Source organism: Bacteroides sp. D20 (assembly GCF_003436255.1).
Classification (GTDB): Bacteria; Bacteroidota; Bacteroidia; order Bacteroidales; family Bacteroidaceae; genus Bacteroides; species Bacteroides uniformis.
In genome coordinates, this window is sequence record NZ_QSOO01000023.1 from 1 (window position 1) to 16,569 (window position 16,569).

Consider the following 16,569-nt stretch of genomic DNA (forward strand, 5'->3'; position numbering starts at 1 on the left):
GAACCCATACTGAATCCCGTATTTTACATTTACACAAAATATTTTATAGTGCCGTTTTTTATTGCGGACAGTGCCGTTTTATTTTTCCACGTTCGTATCATCAGCCGTACTCCATGGACCAACTTCAGGTACAAAGGTTACTTTTGCCGCCTTATTGGCCAGCGTCAGCGTATAACGTATCTTTTTGCCTTCACCCCAGGCTTGTGTATCATTCAAGTCAATGGCGGAAGTTACAGTATCAAGAAGAACGTCTTTCTCATAGATGTCATAGACAACATTGATTTTGGCATTCGTATCCAACGTCTGGGGCATCAACATCCAGGCTGTATTCACTTCCACACCCGTTGTATTCACTTCCAATGCACCATCGTCAATCGTATGTGCATAAGTGGCTGTTCCTTCCTGTGACTTCCATATTGAATCATCAAAACCATAAGTTCCTTTATTGTGCACACCGGATATTGTAAGTGTTTTCAGTTTATAAGTCAAAGCGTCGGCTGCCTTGACAGTGAAATTTATTTGGGTCAGTATATGGCCGAATTTCAAAGATACCCCACTGGCATTTGATGCCTTGGTTGCATCCGTCGCTTTCGCGGCTACCAAGTCCGTTTGGGCAGCTACATCCGCTACCGTATAAGTAATGGAAGGATATATAGCACTAGCAGCCGGTTGATTGTACGTCAAGGCCCCGGTACCCGGATTCCCGTAAGCAAAGAACTGCAAGTTATCCGTCATTGGCCAATAATATGTTCCCCCAGTCAAACTCCAGTCGGGAGCACTATAAGTTACCTTAACAGCTGCCATGAATTCCTTCATCGCATCAAAAGTCGCAACAGAGGCCATTGTTGTTGCTCCCGTATTATAAGCATACACAGTGAACCCTACCTTCTGCAATTCCGGCAAATCAGTCACTGTGGCTCTCGTAGTGTTACCCACTACTGTTCCCAATTTAATCTCCGCCTTTTGTCCGGCATTCTCTATCTCCTCACTTTCCGAGCAACTCATTACTGCTGCTGCAGCCAAAGCCAAAAATAAAACCTTCTTCATAATTGTCTGTTATTAAAGTTAATATATTTATTTGTCTGTTTGCTATCAATTCACCGGTAGCTCCACATCCGTCTCATCATCCCAATCGTCCACATCGCCACCAATCCCTCCATCTCCTTCATCAGTTCCCGGTTCCAAATCATCCACCACAACCTTGTCCTCCGGTACGGGAACCTCGATATGGATTTCCGACCCAGGAACGCCCACATCAGGTTCTTCTTCGCCTCCTCCCGAGGGAGGAGCTGTTTCAATCACTTCCGTGATATCCACCTTCACCTCTTGAACCGTTTTATCTCGTTTCACAATCTTCAGTGTCAGCAACATAGGACTATCCGCACGGGTCTTGGTATCTTTCAGTAATACAAAACTGGAGAAATGCCCCCATAAAAGCCCGTTTTCACGCTTTGTATCCACACATATAGGTACCTCGCTCAAATGGCAAGCACGGTTGCCTATAAAGTAACTTCCGTTCAAGCCGTCCACATGGCAGATGATGCTCGATATTCTATCCCATCCTTCCACCTTTATATCAAAGGAATAATGGTCCACTACCGCTTCCGGCTTCCAGTCCAACGGAAGCGCCACATCACTCTGCCTTATTTCCACCTCGTCCAAAGCCACCACATACAAAGGGTCGGGCGACCAAACCATATCTTCGTGTACATCCAGCCCCGTACAGTGTCCCGTAAAAGCCTCAATCGTCTCATAACTCTCGTCGCCCCGTATCTGTATACTCTCCGTATTGAAGTTATAGGCCACCACCGCATACTTCCCCGGCGGTACCTTCACCTCACCCCCTCCGGCAGGCAGATAACTTTCAACCTTTCTCCCCTGAGTATCTTTCGGATAGAAGATAATCCGCATGGTCTGCGGCAGCTTATCCGTCACCCCTTTCCAATCCAGTTTAATCTGTACTCCGCTAACGGGATAATCATCCAGCATATCGCGGAAGTCACAGCTTCCCAGCATTGGCAACAGCCCGAAGAACAGCCAGAGAATCATATGCCGTGCATCTTTCATACCACTCATCTCCCCGACGTTAGAAGCCATACCAAAGAAATTTTTGCTTTTGTCGGCCCGATAAAGTGATACTTTCCACTGCTGACCCAAACCAAGTCATTTCCATAAGAAGTATATTTCCTGTACTCCGTATCCAAGTATCCAATGCCCACACTGAATTCAATCGCCAGATGCCGAGCCAGTGGACGCACGTATCCATAAGTTATTCCTGCAGCTGCGTAATACTTCCCCCGGTATCCCTTCTCCTTTTTCAACTGAAAATCATAGGTACCTCCTTCGGCATATGCTCCCAGGAAGTGTCCGGACAATCTTCCGCGCGTATGGCGGTTTCCCAACCAGTAACGCGCCTCTGTCCCTCCCGAAAGGAGCTGATAGCAGAAATTACATCCGCTGTCAGACCACCAAGGGCATTTGTACTCAACATTCAAAGACCACCTCTTTCCCAATGGCAGCTCCACTTCTATGTTCGGAGCCAAGGCCAGGTCGTAAAGCAAATTATTTTTTAACGCCAGCACCGTTTTACAAGTATGGCTATGGGATTCTACCGACTTATTCTGCCCTATTACCTGCCCCGACATCATGCAAAAAAGGAGTAGCCAAAAGACATATATAAAAATGCGTTTTCCCATAATTTCGCGTTGTATACAAACAAAAGTAGAAGATAATTACCGAATAAAAATCACTTTCCATCACTCTTTTCAAAGGCTGAAAGGTTCTGTGAAACGATTGAAACAGATTTGCAACTTCTGCCTTATCCGGGACGCTGTGAATAGATTCTTCTCTCTCAAAAAGTCAATCCGTGTGCGAAAACAGTAAAATTCAGTGAAAGAAATACAAAAGAAGTAGCAGGAACATTCTGAAATTTGGAAGATAACAACGGGAACCTTACATTTGTAATGTGATTTTTTTCATAGTATTAGATTTAAGGTTAACAAAGGTTGGAGTACAGCGGTACTCCTTTTTTTATGCCCATACGTTTCTCCGAATGACAAAAAATAGCTATCTTCGATGGCTTTTATAACTGTTAAAGAAGAAAACATCACCACTTGAGCCCATTATGAAAAAACCGGTACTCGCATTGCTTTCCATAATCCTACTTACCGCAGGATGTTCCCAACGGCCTGCCGCCACCACCAAGATACCCCTAACCAGCGCACACCGTGGTGCCGCCACCATCGCTCCCGAAAACACAATGGCATCCGTAGATTCGTGCATCAAATACGGTGTAGGCAATATAGAATGCGATGTCTGCATCAGTAAGGACAGTGTCTTCTACGTACTGCACGATTCCACCCTCGACCGTACCACCAACGGTACCGGCGCCATCTCCCAATGGCTGTCCGCCGACATCGACACACTGGATGCCGGCTCTTGGTTTGCGCCCCGATTTGCCGGACAACGGGTACTACGTCTTACCGACCTGCTACGCAAGGCCAAAGAGCACGGTTTAAGAATCACCATCGACTACCGCAACGGCGGTCTGCACCAATTACTGGATCTGATAAAGGACGAAGGCATGCTGGAAAACTGCAACTTCACCTTCAGCAAGGAGTATCATGCCAAATGCTTCAGAAAGATGGCACCCGAGGTAAGAACCCTGCAAGCCTACATCAAAAGTGAAAAGGACATAGAGCATGTCGTAAAGGAACTGCATCCCGACATCGCTGTCGTCTGGATTGACTCCCTTACCCCACAATTCGTAAAGAAATGCCGTGAGCACAACCTGCAGGTACTGGCACTCGTCCTGGGGCTGGACGACAAGACGGAAGAGAACCAGAAGGCAGTCGACCTGGGGGTAGACATCATAGCGACGGACCACCCGGAAAAGTTCATCATGAAATACGGGAAACCGTCCATATAAGGCAAGAGACCTGCCGCGCTCAAGTCAGCAAGTGATAGACACCACCCACCATTGCCTTGACCACTCCCTTCATCTCCAATTCAAAAAGCAAGGCACTCATCCGGTTGACGGGTATGTCCGCTTCCACCACCATCGCATTGATATGGAGGTCTCCCTGCCGCATAAGGATGCGCATAACAAGCTCCTCCTCTTCTGTCAGTTCCGGAAAGAGATTACGCTGAATACCTTCTGTCCGGGCAGGCTGCTCCGCTACGGCCCAGCCCATAATCTGCACAAACTCTTCCGCACTCTGGATAAGGGCGGCCTTGTTGTCGCGTATCAACCGGTTACAACCGATGGAAGATTCGTCCGTAACACGCCCCGGAACGGCAAAGCAGTCACGATGGTATCCCTCCGCCAACTCTGCAGTGATAAGGGAACCTCCCTTTGCGGCAGACTCCACCACAATGGTAGCATCACTCATACCCGCCACAATACGGTTGCGGCTGACGAAATTATGCTTGTCCGGATTCGTCCCGGTAAGGAATTCGGTCAGCAGTCCGCCTTGTGCCAGCATGTCGATGGCTGTTTTCCGGTGGACATACGGATAGATGCGGTCCAGTCCGTGAGCAAGGACAGCAACGGTAGGGAGATGATTTGCCAAAGCGGCCCGATGGGCATGGATATCTATCCCGTAAGCCAGTCCGCTTACTACCAGCACATCGGGACAAAGAACGGCCAAATCGCGCAGGAAGTCGGCACAGAATTGCTTGCCGTAATCGGTGGCACGGCGTGTACCTACCATATCGATGACATGCAGGCGGTTGAAATCGGTGTTTCCTTTAAAGAAAAGTACAATCGGCGCATCCTCACATTCGCGCAAGCGGGAAGGGTAAGCCTCATCCTTCAACGTCAGGCAGGAAAGACGATTCTTCTCTACAAACTCCATCTCCTGCTCGGCACGCAGAAAGGCAGCGGGACAATCAAGAGCCGTCACTACCCCCGGATTCACACCGGGCATGATTTCGGGGAGCTCCTTCCGCCGACTGAATACTTCGGCAGCACTGCCCATACCCTCTATTAAACGCTTTGCCCCGATATGTCCTATACCGGGGCAAAGTGTGAGAGCTATGCTGCAAATCCATTCGTCACTGTTCATTCCACCACAGATTACACAGATTCACACGGATTGAGATAAGGGGCAAAGAGACGGTCGAACAGTTCGCTATCGCTTAACCGTCCGTTCACCACACATACGGTTTCAACTATGCCTTTGAGACAGACTTTGCCGTCGGAAGCACGGAAGATATCTTGGTAAAAGACGTACTTGATACCCTCCTTCTTCATGTAGAGTTTGGAGACAAACTCGTCACCACTCCTCAGGGGAGTCTTGAAAGCCATATTGATACGTGCCACTACCGGGTCTACCCCCTGCTCGTGCAGTCCGGCAAAGCTGACGCCGGCACTCAACAGAAACTCATGGCGCGTATGCTCCAGATAATGCTGATAATTGGCATTATTGACGATGCCTTGCAGGTCGCATTCATAGTCGCGCACCTTCATGGGAAGTTCATAGATATAATTCATATTTACTATTGGACTATTTACTATTTGATACTTAGCCACGTTGTTTCTCCACATCCAAGCCTTTGAACTTCTTCAGTTCCTCTACGCTGACCAGCTTGTAGAGTTTGTCACTGGGACGTATTTTCACCGATTTCATCGAGAAATGCTGGCCTTTCTTTACAGTCTGCACGGGTTTCAAATCGACGCGTGCCTCGTCCAAAGTGACGAATTCGGCACCCGTTGTGGGACCCGTAATCAGCAACTTGTCGCCTACGCTCACTTCGGCTGCTTCTACCAGGAACTCCGCCACACCGATGTTTGAGAAGTAGCGGATACCCTTACCCACATAGATTTTACGTTCCGTAGCGGCAGAGCCGTAGTTCTTGGTCCATTCGCCCAAGCGTTGTCCCAGGTAGTAGCCGTCCCAGAAACCACGATTGAAGACCGTCTTCAAGCGTTCGTCCCACCGAGCAATCTTCTCATCGGTGAATGTATCGTCCAGATAGGAACGGATGGCTTCTTTGTAACACTCCACTACCGTGCGCACGTACTCGGGTCCGCGGGCACGTCCTTCTATTTTGAAAACACGAACACCTGCATCCAGCATCTTGTTCATGAAGTGGATAGTTTTTAAGTCTTTGGGGGACATGATGTATTGGTTGTCCACCTCCAATTCCACATCCGTCTCCTTGTCGCGCACCGTATAACTACGGCGGCATACCTGCATGCAGGCACCGCGGTTGGCGGAGTGGTTCATCTCATGCAATGAGAGATAACACTTTCCGCTGACTGCCATGCAAAGGGCACCGTGGCAGAACATCTCTATACGTATCTGCTCTCCGCTGGGTCCACAGATATTCTCCTCACGGATATGGCGGTAGATTTCTGCCACTTGCTCCAGATTCAGCTCACGCGCCAGCACCACCACATCGGCAAACTGCGCATAGAAGCGCAGGGCTTCCACGTTGCTGATGTTGAGCTGTGTGCTGAGGTGTACCTCCTGCCCTATCTGCCGGGCATAGCTCATCACTGCCACATCAGCGGCAATGACTGCCGAGATGCCTGCCGCCTTTGCCGCATCTACAATGGTACGCATCAGCGGAATGTCATGGTCGTATATAATGGTATTGACGGTGAGGTAGCTCTTCATGCCATGTTCGTCGCACGTCCGGGCTATTTCCCGCAAATCGTCGATAGTGAAGGTATTTGCCGAACGGGCACGCATGTTCAGGTTCTCGATACCGAAATAGATGGAGTCGGCACCTGCTTGTATGGCTGCTGCGAGAGATTCGCGCGAGCCTACCGGTGCCATGATTTCGAAGTCACTGATTGAGTGTTTCATCATTTCTTTTTGAATTAGAGTATGCAAAGGTAGGCTTTTTTCTGTACTTTTGCGGACAAATCCGCTTAGATTATGAAGATTAAAGATATAGACCTGGGCCCACGCCCCGTATTCCTCGCCCCGATGGAGGACGTCACCGACCCTGCTTTCCGCCTGATGTGCAAGCACTTCGGAGCAGACATGGTATATACCGAGTTCGTTTCTGCCGATGCCTTGATACGCTCCGTAGGCAAGACCCAGCAGAAACTGAACATCAGCGATGAAGAGCGGCCCGTAGCCATACAGATATACGGACGGGACACCGCCACCATGGTAGAAGCCGCCCGCATTGTGGAGCAGGCACATCCGGACACGCTGGACATCAACTTCGGCTGCCCCGTGAAGCGCGTTGCCGGCAAGGGTGCCGGTGCCGGTATGCTACAGAACATTCCGCTGATGCTGGAAATCACTCGTGCCGTGGTAGATGCCGTGAAGATTCCCGTCACCGTGAAGACCCGCCTGGGCTGGGATGCCAACAGTAAAATCATCGTAGACCTTGCCGAGCAGTTGCAGGACTGCGGCATTGCCGCCCTCACCATCCACGGCCGTACCCGCGCCCAGATGTATACCGGCGAGGCGGACTGGACACTTATCGGCGAGGTGAAAAAGAACCCACGCATGCACATTCCCATCATCGGCAACGGTGATATCACCACTCCCCAACGGGCCAAAGAATGCTTCGACCTCTACGGTGTGGACGCCATCATGATAGGCCGTGCCAGCTTCGGCCGCCCGTGGTTCTTTAAGGAAGTGAAGCATTATTTGGAGACGGGCGAAGAACTCCCTCCGCCGAGTTCCGAATGGCGGCTGAACGTACTCCGCCAGGAAGTGGAAGACAGCGTCAACCTGCTGGATGAACGACGGGGCATACTGCACGTGCGCCGCCACCTGGCAGCAAGCCCGCTCTTCAAAGGGATTCCCAATTTCCGCGACACCCGGATAGCCATGCTGCGGGCAGAGACGAAGGAGGAACTGTACCGCATCTTCGAAGAGATAGAACCGTTGCTGCCATAGGAGAAAACCGCATACGATTTTTACCATCGAGTCCGATACTTGAGCAATCATCCTCACGCTCCTTCTTGAATAGCTTCTGAGAGGGGGGCTATTCAGACGCAGATGACACGCTTTGTTGCCATCCGCATAACTCACTGTCTGTCAGCAAGAAATTTTGCCAACCACTTGCCTTGCCCTTGGCAAACTTTTGCCATGCCTATGGCAAAGTTTTGCCAACGCGGTGGCAAAGCCTTGCCAATGGGAAGGCAAAACCTTACCAACAAGGAGGCAAGAAAAAAAACATTGTTTCTTTGGCAGAAAGAAACAAGTCCCTATATTCGTCTTCCCAAGAAAGAAAGAATCCCATAAATATGTCTTTATGAAAAAGAAAAAACTGCTCAAACAGCTCATCGTAAACTTCCAGCATTCACTTCCGGCAGAAGTTTATCCGCGTACATTGGTATTGCCCACAGACAGTGGAAAGATAATCACCGTGCCCGACTAGCGGAACATCGGCTGCGCAAACCATCGCTTGAACATCCACGTGGCCAGGATATAAATGCCGAAAGCCGATACGAAACCCACGATAGAGTCTATCAGGTAATGTGCCTGGATATAGACCGTAGCCCCGCACAACAGCAGATAGAAAGGAAACAAGCAGGCAAACAGACGCTTGCTGCCACGCCATGCCATAATCATCAGTACCGTAGACATTCCGACGTGCGAACTGGGAAAAGCAGCCGTGGGGCGCTCACCCACCTGCTGGGAACTCTCCACCAGGTTGTAGAAGAAGCCGTGCTCATAGCCCGGACCGGGAAGAAGTTCCTGATGGTGATGGAAATAGTCACCGATGGACGGAAAGATACCTTGCGCCACATGGTCGCTTCCAATGGCGGGGAAGTAGAACTGCGGCCCGGCAACGGGGACGAAGATATAAATAAGGTAATAGATGAAGAAAGCGGTGACGATGACGAACGAAACCTTCTCGAAAAGGTCGAAACGATAAAGGAAATACCACACCACCACCAGCAGAATCATCGGATAATAGAAGAAGTACCCCATATTGAACGGCTCGCTCACCCACATCTGCGGAAACCTTTCACAGAACCACACAGCAGGCTGTCCGCCAAACATCCACTGCTCCACCGACGCGAACACGTGGTCGAGATTGGGGAATATCCGGTTGAACTCAAAGGTGTCGGGATACCAATAGGAAAGCAGTGACATCTGGATGGCTATGCGCACAAAGGCAGAGAACTTGCAGGGTGCCAGCCGGTAAAGATACATCAGCAGGAACGTCATACCCGCAATGACAACACGGTCTGCAAGCATCTGCACCGGATGATCCATTTCCTGAAAAAGAAACAGAATGAGAATGGAAGTCAGCAAATTGTATATCAGCGTAATCTTCTCTACCGCAAAAAGCCCCTTACGGGTTTCTACCCTTTTAAATAAATCTAAAGCCATCCCTTATCCTTATACCAGGCAATGGTTTCCTTTACACCCCGTTCCAGGTCGTACTCAGGACTGAAGCCCAGTTCCTCGACGGCCGGTGTGATGTCACACTGCCAGTTGCGTTGTTTCATTATTCTATACTTATCCGAATTGAGCGTACTGGTCTTGTTCTGCCGCTTCGCCCAAAATTCAGCGAGCAAAGATACGACTTTCAATACAATTAACGGACATCTCAGGCGAATAACAAACGGATTGCCCAATTCTTTCCTTATCAAATCGGAAAAAGCACGGCTGCTATACACCTTCCCGTCAGCCAGGAAATAGGCGCGGCGGGACACCTGCTTCTCTATCCCGAGGAAGATGGCCTGCACGATATCCTTTACATATACAAACGTCAAGTCCTGGCGGCAGAAGCCTACAGAAAAGTCCGTATGCTGCCGGATGGACTTTGCCATAAGATAATAATCCTTCTCACGCGGCCCGTATACACCCGTCGGCCGGTAGATGACGTAGGGGAAACCCGGAATACTCTGCAAATAAAGTTCTGTTTTCAGTTTACTGAGTCCGTAGGCGGTATTGGGTGAAGGGGGGTCACTCTCCATAATCGGGTCGTAGGTCCTCTCGCGTACCGGGCCGAACACACTCAGCGTACTGATGAAGATAAACTGCTTGGGAATCATGTTCAGCTCCCTCAGCGTATCGATGAAGTATTTGGTCTGCAGATAATTCACCAAATCGAATTCGTTCTTGTCCACACACTTCGTCACACCGGCACAATGGACAATATAATCAAACTTATTGTAGGTCCCTTTATGTCCCGAGAGTTGTGCCCTCAGTTCATTGGGGTGCGCAAAGTCCAGTTCGAGGAAATGTATCTTGCGGTCACGCAGATACTCGCGGCTGCTGGACGAACGTACACCCGCCCACACACCGAACTTGCGCTTCAACGCCTCCTCCACGATGAAACTTCCGATAAATCCGCTTGCTCCTGTAATTAAAATCGATTCCACTTCTTCTGTTACAAATTACTAATTACTTTTCATCCGGTCCGTCACCTTGACGCTCCTTGTGTTACTCTGTCGCCTCGTTACTCTTCTTCACCGGCTCCACATGGATGCTGACCAGTGTTCCTTTGCCGAACTGCCTTTTCAACTTGTTCTCCACCGCCGTTGCCGTCTCGTGAGCTTCCTCCAGCGAGATGCTACCATCCATACGCACATGCACCTCGATGGCACAATAACTGCCGATGCGGCGCGTACGAAGGTGATGCGGCGAGCTGATACCGGGAAAAGAAAGAATCGTCTTCAGTATCTCATCCTCCACCTCGACGGGCAACGATTTCTCCAACAGTTCGTCCACACACGGTATCAACAACTGCACAGCCACCTTCATAATGAAGAAGCTGACAATAACCGCTGCCACCGGGTCCAGCACCCGCCAATGGTCACCCAAAAGAATGGCGCCACCTATACCCGCTGCCGTGCCTATGGACGAAAACGCGTCACTCCGGTGATGCCAGGCATTGGCAACAACCGCCTGCGAATTCAACTTCCTGCCCTTGAATACGGTATATTGATAAAGCACTTCCTTGAAAACGATGGATACCAATGCAGCCACCAGTGCCAGTATACCGGGTTCCTGCAGAGAGCCGCCTTGCAGGAAGCGGTAAATGGAGGAAGCCCCGTTCCAGAAAATGCCGAATCCCACAAACAACAGAAAAATACCGATAATGGCAGTTGCCAGCGTCTCGTACTTGCCATGACCGTAATCGTGTCCTTCATCTTCGGGCTTTGCCGAAATGCGCACAAAAACAATGACAATAATATCTGTAATGAAATCCGACAAAGAATGTACCGCATCTGCCAGCATGGCGGCACTGTGACCTACAATACCTGCAAAGAATTTGAAGACAAGCAAGAGAAAGTTTACCACACTTCCCACAACCGTCACCCGGTAAATGTCTTTTTCCCGTGTGGCATCTGCTTTTTTGTTCAGAGTTTGCATTTCCATCTGCTTTTCGTCTAAGGTACAGCCTATCTTCACTTTGTGTGCAAATATAGTACATAAATCCATTACAATCTGTCGTTCCTTCATTATTTTCAATAGAATGATAATATTTTGAAGTCTGAGTGAACGAAGGAACGTATTTATTTGTTTACTTTGCAAGAGGTAATCACCACAGATTACACAGATTGACACAGAATCTCTATTTATACATAAAATACATCATAACATTATGGCCAAAAAGAAAGAAAAGAAAGCCGGCAAACGCATGAAGAAGAAAGAGCTCGTCAAAGTACTGCTGGAATTCTTCCACACAAAGCAAGACGAAGTATTATCCCTGAAATACATCTTTGAACAACTCCACCTCACCACACATCCGCTGAAGATGCTGTGCATGGACATCTTGTCCGAACTGTCGATGGACGACTACATCACAGAAGTGGACAAGCACAAATACAAGCTGAACAACCACGGCGTGGAAATGACCGGAACCTTCCAGCGCAAGAGCAACGGCAAGAATTCCTTTATACCGGAAGGTGGAGGCGAACCGATATTCGTGGCCGAACGCAACTCGGCACACGCCATGAACAATGATAAAGTGCGTATCGCCTTCTATGCCAAGCGTCGCGGACGCGAAGCCGAAGGAGAAGTCATCGAGATACTGGAACGTGCCAACGACACCTTCGTGGGTACCCTGGAAGTTGCCAAGTCATACGCTTTCCTTGTAACGGAAAACCGTACGCTTGCCAACGACATCTTCATCCCCAAAGAAAAGTTGAAAGGCGGCAAGACGGGCGACAAAGCCATCGTAAAGGTGGTGGAATGGCCCGACAAAGCCAAGAACCCCATCGGCCAGGTAATCGACATCCTGGGGCGCGCAGGAGACAATACCACCGAGATGCACGCCATCCTGGCGGAATTCGGCCTGCCCTATGTCTACCCCGCTGCCGTAGAGAAAGCTGCCGACAAGATACCCGCCGAAATCTCCGCCGAGGAAATAGCCCGACGTGAGGACTTCCGGGGTGTGACCACCTTCACCATCGACCCCAAGGATGCCAAGGACTTCGACGACGCCCTCTCCATCCGCAAACTGAAAGGGGGACTTTGGGAAGTAGGCGTACACATTGCCGACGTGACCCACTACGTGAAAGAGGGCGGCATCATAGACAAGGAAGCCGAGAAGCGTGCCACATCCGTCTACCTCGTAGACCGCACCATCCCAATGCTCCCCGAACGGTTGTGTAATTTCATCTGTTCACTCCGCCCCGACGAAGAGAAGCTTGCCTACTCCGTCATCTTTGAAATGACGGAAAAAGGCGAAGTGAAGAACTCACGCGTGGTACATACCGTCATCAAGAGCGACCGCCGCTTCACCTACGAAGAAGCCCAGGAGATTATAGAAACCGGCAAAGGAGACTTCCAGGAAGAGGTGCTCCAACTGGATAAGCTTGCCAAAATACTGCGTGAGAACCGCTTTAAGGCAGGAGCCATCAACTTCGACCGCTACGAAGTGAAGTTCGAAATTGACGAGAAGGGCAAACCCGTCAGCGTCTACTTCAAGGAGTCGAAAGATGCCAACAAGCTGATAGAGGAGTTCATGCTGCTTGCCAACCGCACCGTAGCCGAAAAGATAGGCCGCGTGCCCAAAGGCAAGAAAGCCAAAGTGTTGCCATACCGTATTCACGACCTCCCCGACCCGGAGAAGCTGGACAACCTGGCACAGTTCATCGCCCGTTTCGGCTACAAGCTGCGTACCAGCGGTACAAAGACCGACATCTCCAAGTCCATCAACCACCTGCTGGACGACATCCAGGGCAAGAAGGAGGAGAACTTGATTGAAACCGTCTCCATCCGCGCCATGCAGAAGGCACGCTACTCCGTGCATAACGTGGGGCACTATGGTTTGGCTTTCGATTACTATACCCATTTCACCTCGCCCATCCGCCGCTATCCGGATATGATGGTACACCGTCTGCTCACCAAGTACTTGGACCAGGGAGGCCGCACCGTGTCCGAACAGAAATACGAAGCCCTCTGCGAACACAGCAGCAGCATGGAGCAGATAGCCTCCAACGCGGAACGCGCCTCCATCAAGTACAAGCAAGTAGAATTCATGACCGAACGCCTGGGACAGACCTTCGACGGCGTCATCTCCGGCGTAACGGAATGGGGACTCTACGTGGAGCTGAATGAGAACAAGTGCGAAGGCATGATTCCCATCCGCGACCTCGACGATGACTATTACGAATTCGATGAAAAGAACTACTGCCTGCGCGGACGCCGCAAAAATAAAATTTATAGTCTGGGAGATGCCATTACCATTAAGGTGGCACGCGCTAACTTGGAAAAGAAGCAGCTGGACTTTGCACTGGTGTAACCTCACCCCCGACCCCTCTCCGAAAGAGAGGGGAGAGGAGAGCAATGAATTGAAAACTTGCGAAACTTGAGTGAAGTGAAATAAAGAATAACCCTACAATATTAAATATCCCCACTTCCCCACTCCCCTCTCTTTCGGAGAGGGGCCGGGGGTGAGGCTTTGCACATGAAGACAATTACTATTACAGACCCTACACAGATTGAGGAAATTATCCGTAAATGCCCATACTGCATAGTGGGCATCACAGACCTTGAAGGAAACCCATATGCGGTTCCCATGAACTTTGCCTATCAAGACGGGGTAATATACTTGCATTCCGGCCCGGAAGGCAGTAAAGTGGAGATGGTAACAAAGCACCCGCAAGTTTGCATCACCTTCTGCGAAGGACACGAGCTGGTTTATATGCACCGGCAAGTGGCATGCAGCTACAGCATGAAGTCGCGCAGTGTTATCTGTCGTGGGAAAGTACACTTCGTGGAAGACATGGAAGAGAAGCGACGCGTACTCGACATGCTGATGAAGCAATATACGGAAAATGAATGCAAATATGCCGAACCCGCCGTACGCAATGTCAAGATATGGGAAGTGAAAGTAGAGAAAATAAGCTGCCGGTCATTCGGGTTAAGACCAAGCGAACTATAAATACCATCTGCCGGTCACCTGCTCCACATTGATGGAGCGGATAACCGGCAGAAATATTTACTTTTACAACGGATATTCCTCAAATGCATACAACAGCGTCGAAAGATACCGTTCTCCCGTATCGGGCAGCAGCGCTACAATCGTCTTTCCTTCATTCTCGGGCAACCGTGCCAAGCGGGTAGCTGCAGCAACGGCAGCTCCCGAAGAGATGCCGACCAACAATCCCTCATACTTCGCCAGTTCGCGGCCCGTACGTATGGCGTCATCATTGGATACCTGCAGAACTTCGTCTATTACGGCACTGTTATAGTTCTTCGGCACAAATCCGGCACCGATACCTTGTATTTTATGGGGACCGGGCTTCCCACCGGAAAGTACGGGAGAATCTTCGGGCTCCACAGCCACAATCTTTACCTTCGGGTTATTGGCTTTCAAGGCTGCACCCACACCACTCACTGTGCCTCCCGTCCCTACACCGGCCACGAAAATATCCACCCGGCCGTCTGTATCACGCCAGATTTCTTGTCCGGTAGTACGCTCGTGCATTGCCGGATTGGCAGGATTGTCAAATTGCTGTAGAATCAGCGAGCCGGGGTTGGCGGCTTTCAGTTCTTCGGCACGGGCTATTGCGCCTTTCATACCGTCGGCACCCGAAGTCAGTACCAGTTCCGCACCAAGGGCTTTCAAGAGGTTGCGGCGTTCCAAACTCATCGTGTCGGGCATCGTCAGTATCAGCTTGTAACCTTTGGCGGCGGCCACAAAAGCCAGCCCTACGCCCGTATTCCCACTGGTAGGTTCGATGATGGTGGCACCAGGCTTCAACAGCCCTTTTGCCTCGGCATCTTCTATCATGGCAAGCGCCACGCGGTCCTTCACACTGCCGGCAGGGTTAAAATATTCCAATTTGGCAATAACACGGGCTTTCAGACCCTTATTCTTGTTATAATTATTCAACTCCAGCAAGGGAGTGTTGCCTACCAGGTCGGTAAGGCGTTCTGCTATCTTCTTCATAATCCAACTGTTTTTAAATTCCTCATTCCCCTAAGGGAAAAGACTAACAATCCGGAGTGGAACGAGGTATGTTATTTCTTACAAGACAAAAGTAGCGCAAAATTGGTTCGTAGAAAATACCACAAATATGGTAAATACGTACTATAAATGAGGGATATGTAGGATATTTGACGAGTATTTCCTATCTTTGTTGCCACTTTTAAACTTAAGGATATCATAATGAGTCCACTCAACTTTACCCACATTTTGACACAAGCAGTCGATGAGCTATCGGAAAGCGAATCATACAAAGGACTGTTTCACCAGCATACGGACGGCAACCCGCTGCCTTCGGCAAAAGTGCTGCGCGACATCATCGAACTGGCGCGAGCCATCATCTTCCCCGGATATTTCGGAAATTCTACGGTCAACAGCCGTACGGTGACTTACCATATCGGTGTCAATGTCGAACGCTTGTTCGACCTGCTGACCGAGCAAATCCTTGCCGGCCTCTGCTTTGCAGGCGACGGCGAATGCAACTGTTGTACCGAGCTCCAACGGGAAGAAGCCGCCTTATTGGCTGCCAAGTTCATCAGCAACCTGCCGGCAATGAGACGTACACTCGCCACAGATGTGGAAGCCGCCTACAACGGTGACCCCGCCGCACAGTCGTTCGGCGAAGTCATCAGCTGCTATCCGGCCATCCGCGCCATCAGCAACTACCGCATCGCACACGAGTTGCTCAAGTTGGGTGTTCCCCTCATTCCCCGCATCATCACCGAGATGGCGCACAGTGAAACGGGAATCGATATCCATCCAGGAGCGGAAATAGGTGGTTATTTTACCATCGACCACGGTACGGGTGTGGTAATCGGCGAGACCTGCATCATCGGCAACAACGTGAAGCTGTACCAGGGTGTGACCCTCGGTGCCAAGAGCTTCCCGCTAGACGAAGACGGCAAGCCCATCAAGGGTATTCCCCGCCATCCCATTCTGGAAGACAATGTGATAGTCTATTCCAACGCCACCATATTGGGACGCATCACCATCGGACAAGGAGCCACCGTAGGCGGCAATATCTGGGTGACAGAAGATGTTCCCGCAGGAGCAAGGATTGTACAGACAAAGGCCAAGAAGTAAGTCACAAACAACCAATAAACAATTAAAATCGTAAATAACTCAAATCAGCAGTTCAAGTAGTTAAATGGTTATCAGCCACTAATGAGAGAAACGAGTGACAACTACCCAGATTGC

At 50.0% G+C, this 16,569-nt stretch carries 16 protein-coding genes and 1 pseudogene; 7 read left to right on the forward strand and 10 right to left on the reverse strand.

Going from position 1 to position 16,569, the window contains the following annotated elements; all coding sequences use genetic code 11:
* Nucleotides 1-78: 78 nt before the first annotated feature.
* The 3 genes and pseudogenes from DXD78_RS18735 to DXD78_RS18745 all read right to left on the reverse strand — a co-directional run.
* Nucleotides 79-1,047, reverse strand: coding sequence for a fimbrillin family protein (locus DXD78_RS18735; RefSeq protein ID WP_009037578.1), 969 nt, complete (start codon nucleotides 1,045-1,047; stop codon nucleotides 79-81).
* Between the two features lie 45 nt (nucleotides 1,048-1,092).
* Nucleotides 1,093-2,097: a DUF5119 domain-containing protein gene (locus tag DXD78_RS18740; protein ID WP_034529235.1), complete on the reverse strand. Its 1,005-nt coding sequence runs from the start codon at nucleotides 2,095-2,097 to the stop codon at nucleotides 1,093-1,095.
* Nucleotides 2,073-2,612 (reverse strand): annotated as a pseudogene (locus tag DXD78_RS18745) (DUF3575 domain-containing protein); the annotation flags it as partial. The gene DXD78_RS18740 and the pseudogene DXD78_RS18745, both read right to left, overlap by 25 nt.
* 512 nt (nucleotides 2,613-3,124) lie before the next feature.
* On the opposite strand from DXD78_RS18745, the gene DXD78_RS18750 reads away from it, so the two are divergent.
* Nucleotides 3,125-3,928 (forward strand): glycerophosphodiester phosphodiesterase family protein, encoded by an 804-nt coding sequence (locus DXD78_RS18750; RefSeq protein ID WP_009037576.1) that lies wholly within the window; start codon nucleotides 3,125-3,127, stop codon nucleotides 3,926-3,928.
* 19 nt (nucleotides 3,929-3,947) lie between these two features.
* Here DXD78_RS18750 and dprA read toward each other — a convergent pair whose 3' ends face one another.
* The 3 genes from dprA to DXD78_RS18765 are packed head-to-tail and all read right to left on the reverse strand — an operon-like array spanning nucleotide 3,948 to nucleotide 6,818.
* The gene (dprA, locus tag DXD78_RS18755) at nucleotides 3,948-5,066 is read right to left on the reverse strand and encodes a DNA-processing protein DprA (protein WP_009037575.1); all 1,119 of its coding nucleotides are present in this window, start codon (nucleotides 5,064-5,066) and stop codon (nucleotides 3,948-3,950) included.
* An 11-nt stretch (nucleotides 5,067-5,077) separates the two neighbouring features.
* Nucleotides 5,078-5,494 (reverse strand): thioesterase family protein, encoded by a 417-nt coding sequence (locus DXD78_RS18760; RefSeq protein ID WP_005834284.1) that lies wholly within the window; start codon nucleotides 5,492-5,494, stop codon nucleotides 5,078-5,080.
* 31 nt (nucleotides 5,495-5,525) lie between these two features.
* Nucleotides 5,526-6,818: a peptidase U32 family protein gene (locus tag DXD78_RS18765; RefSeq protein WP_005830944.1), complete on the reverse strand. Its 1,293-nt coding sequence runs from the start codon at nucleotides 6,816-6,818 to the stop codon at nucleotides 5,526-5,528.
* Nucleotides 6,819-6,887: 69 nt separating this feature from the next.
* Here DXD78_RS18765 and dusB point away from each other — a divergent pair, with 69 nt between their 5' ends.
* From dusB to DXD78_RS21450, 3 genes are all read left to right on the forward strand, one after another.
* A complete protein-coding gene (gene dusB, locus DXD78_RS18770; RefSeq protein ID WP_005830947.1) occupies nucleotides 6,888-7,868 on the forward strand; it encodes a tRNA dihydrouridine synthase DusB in 981 nt (326 codons plus the stop codon).
* Nucleotides 7,869-7,970: 102 nt separating this feature from the next.
* Nucleotides 7,971-8,216, forward strand: coding sequence for a hypothetical protein (locus DXD78_RS18775; RefSeq protein ID WP_153880885.1), 246 nt, complete (start codon nucleotides 7,971-7,973; stop codon nucleotides 8,214-8,216).
* 10 nt (nucleotides 8,217-8,226) lie between these two features.
* Nucleotides 8,227-8,352, forward strand: a complete 126-nt coding sequence (locus DXD78_RS21450) for a hypothetical protein (RefSeq protein WP_005834280.1) — start codon at nucleotides 8,227-8,229, stop codon at nucleotides 8,350-8,352.
* On the opposite strand, the gene DXD78_RS18780 is transcribed toward DXD78_RS21450, so the two are convergent.
* From DXD78_RS18780 to DXD78_RS18790, 3 genes are all read right to left on the reverse strand, one after another.
* Entirely contained in the window at nucleotides 8,349-9,314 is a 966-nt protein-coding gene (locus tag DXD78_RS18780) for a phosphatase PAP2 family protein (protein WP_005830954.1), read from the reverse strand. The two genes, DXD78_RS21450 and DXD78_RS18780, sit on opposite strands and share 4 nt — an antisense overlap.
* Nucleotides 9,305-10,312, reverse strand: a complete 1,008-nt coding sequence (locus DXD78_RS18785; RefSeq protein ID WP_009037572.1) for an NAD(P)-dependent oxidoreductase — start codon at nucleotides 10,310-10,312, stop codon at nucleotides 9,305-9,307. Before DXD78_RS18785 ends, DXD78_RS18780 begins: the two co-directional genes overlap by 10 nt.
* A 61-nt stretch (nucleotides 10,313-10,373) precedes the next feature.
* Nucleotides 10,374-11,312, reverse strand: coding sequence for a cation diffusion facilitator family transporter (locus tag DXD78_RS18790; RefSeq protein ID WP_009037571.1), 939 nt, complete (start codon nucleotides 11,310-11,312; stop codon nucleotides 10,374-10,376).
* Between the two features lie 226 nt (nucleotides 11,313-11,538).
* Between DXD78_RS18790 and rnr the strand changes: the two genes are divergently transcribed.
* The gene (gene rnr / locus DXD78_RS18795; protein ID WP_005830959.1) at nucleotides 11,539-13,683 is read left to right on the forward strand and encodes a ribonuclease R; all 2,145 of its coding nucleotides are present in this window, start codon (nucleotides 11,539-11,541) and stop codon (nucleotides 13,681-13,683) included.
* A gap of 165 nt (nucleotides 13,684-13,848) precedes the next feature.
* Nucleotides 13,849-14,325, forward strand: coding sequence for a pyridoxamine 5'-phosphate oxidase family protein (locus DXD78_RS18800; protein ID WP_005830961.1), 477 nt, complete (start codon nucleotides 13,849-13,851; stop codon nucleotides 14,323-14,325).
* Between the two features lie 63 nt (nucleotides 14,326-14,388).
* On the opposite strand, the gene cysK is transcribed toward DXD78_RS18800, so the two are convergent.
* Nucleotides 14,389-15,336 (reverse strand): cysteine synthase A, encoded by a 948-nt coding sequence (gene cysK / locus DXD78_RS18805; protein WP_005830963.1) that lies wholly within the window; start codon nucleotides 15,334-15,336, stop codon nucleotides 14,389-14,391.
* Nucleotides 15,337-15,555: 219 nt separating this feature from the next.
* Here cysK and epsC point away from each other — a divergent pair, with 219 nt between their 5' ends.
* Nucleotides 15,556-16,455, forward strand: a complete 900-nt coding sequence (epsC, locus tag DXD78_RS18810) for a serine O-acetyltransferase EpsC (RefSeq protein WP_005830965.1) — start codon at nucleotides 15,556-15,558, stop codon at nucleotides 16,453-16,455.
* The last annotated feature ends 114 nt before the right edge of the window (nucleotides 16,456-16,569 follow it).

Bases quoted from the DNA above. Each gene is read 5' to 3' on its own strand.
- DXD78_RS21450 (WP_005834280.1), top strand. From the start codon at position 8,227: ATGAAAAAGAAAAAACTGCTCAAACAGCTCATCGTAAACTTCCAGCAT.
- DXD78_RS18760 (WP_005834284.1), bottom strand. From the start codon at position 5,494: ATGAATTATATCTATGAACTTCCCATGAAGGTGCGCGACTATGAATGC.
- DXD78_RS18775 (WP_153880885.1), top strand. From the start codon at position 7,971: ATGACACGCTTTGTTGCCATCCGCATAACTCACTGTCTGTCAGCAAGA.
- DXD78_RS18735 (WP_009037578.1), bottom strand. From the start codon at position 1,047: ATGAAGAAGGTTTTATTTTTGGCTTTGGCTGCAGCAGCAGTAATGAGT.
- DXD78_RS18800 (WP_005830961.1), top strand. From the start codon at position 13,849: ATGAAGACAATTACTATTACAGACCCTACACAGATTGAGGAAATTATC.
- DXD78_RS18780 (WP_005830954.1), bottom strand. From the start codon at position 9,314: ATGGCTTTAGATTTATTTAAAAGGGTAGAAACCCGTAAGGGGCTTTTT.
- DXD78_RS18765 (WP_005830944.1), bottom strand. From the start codon at position 6,818: ATGATGAAACACTCAATCAGTGACTTCGAAATCATGGCACCGGTAGGC.
- rnr (WP_005830959.1), top strand. From the start codon at position 11,539: ATGGCCAAAAAGAAAGAAAAGAAAGCCGGCAAACGCATGAAGAAGAAA.
- DXD78_RS18740 (WP_034529235.1), bottom strand. From the start codon at position 2,097: ATGGCTTCTAACGTCGGGGAGATGAGTGGTATGAAAGATGCACGGCAT.
- cysK (WP_005830963.1), bottom strand. From the start codon at position 15,336: ATGAAGAAGATAGCAGAACGCCTTACCGACCTGGTAGGCAACACTCCC.
- dprA (WP_009037575.1), bottom strand. From the start codon at position 5,066: ATGAACAGTGACGAATGGATTTGCAGCATAGCTCTCACACTTTGCCCC.
- DXD78_RS18750 (WP_009037576.1), top strand. From the start codon at position 3,125: ATGAAAAAACCGGTACTCGCATTGCTTTCCATAATCCTACTTACCGCA.
- DXD78_RS18790 (WP_009037571.1), bottom strand. From the start codon at position 11,312: ATGGAAATGCAAACTCTGAACAAAAAAGCAGATGCCACACGGGAAAAA.
- dusB (WP_005830947.1), top strand. From the start codon at position 6,888: ATGAAGATTAAAGATATAGACCTGGGCCCACGCCCCGTATTCCTCGCC.
- epsC (WP_005830965.1), top strand. From the start codon at position 15,556: ATGAGTCCACTCAACTTTACCCACATTTTGACACAAGCAGTCGATGAG.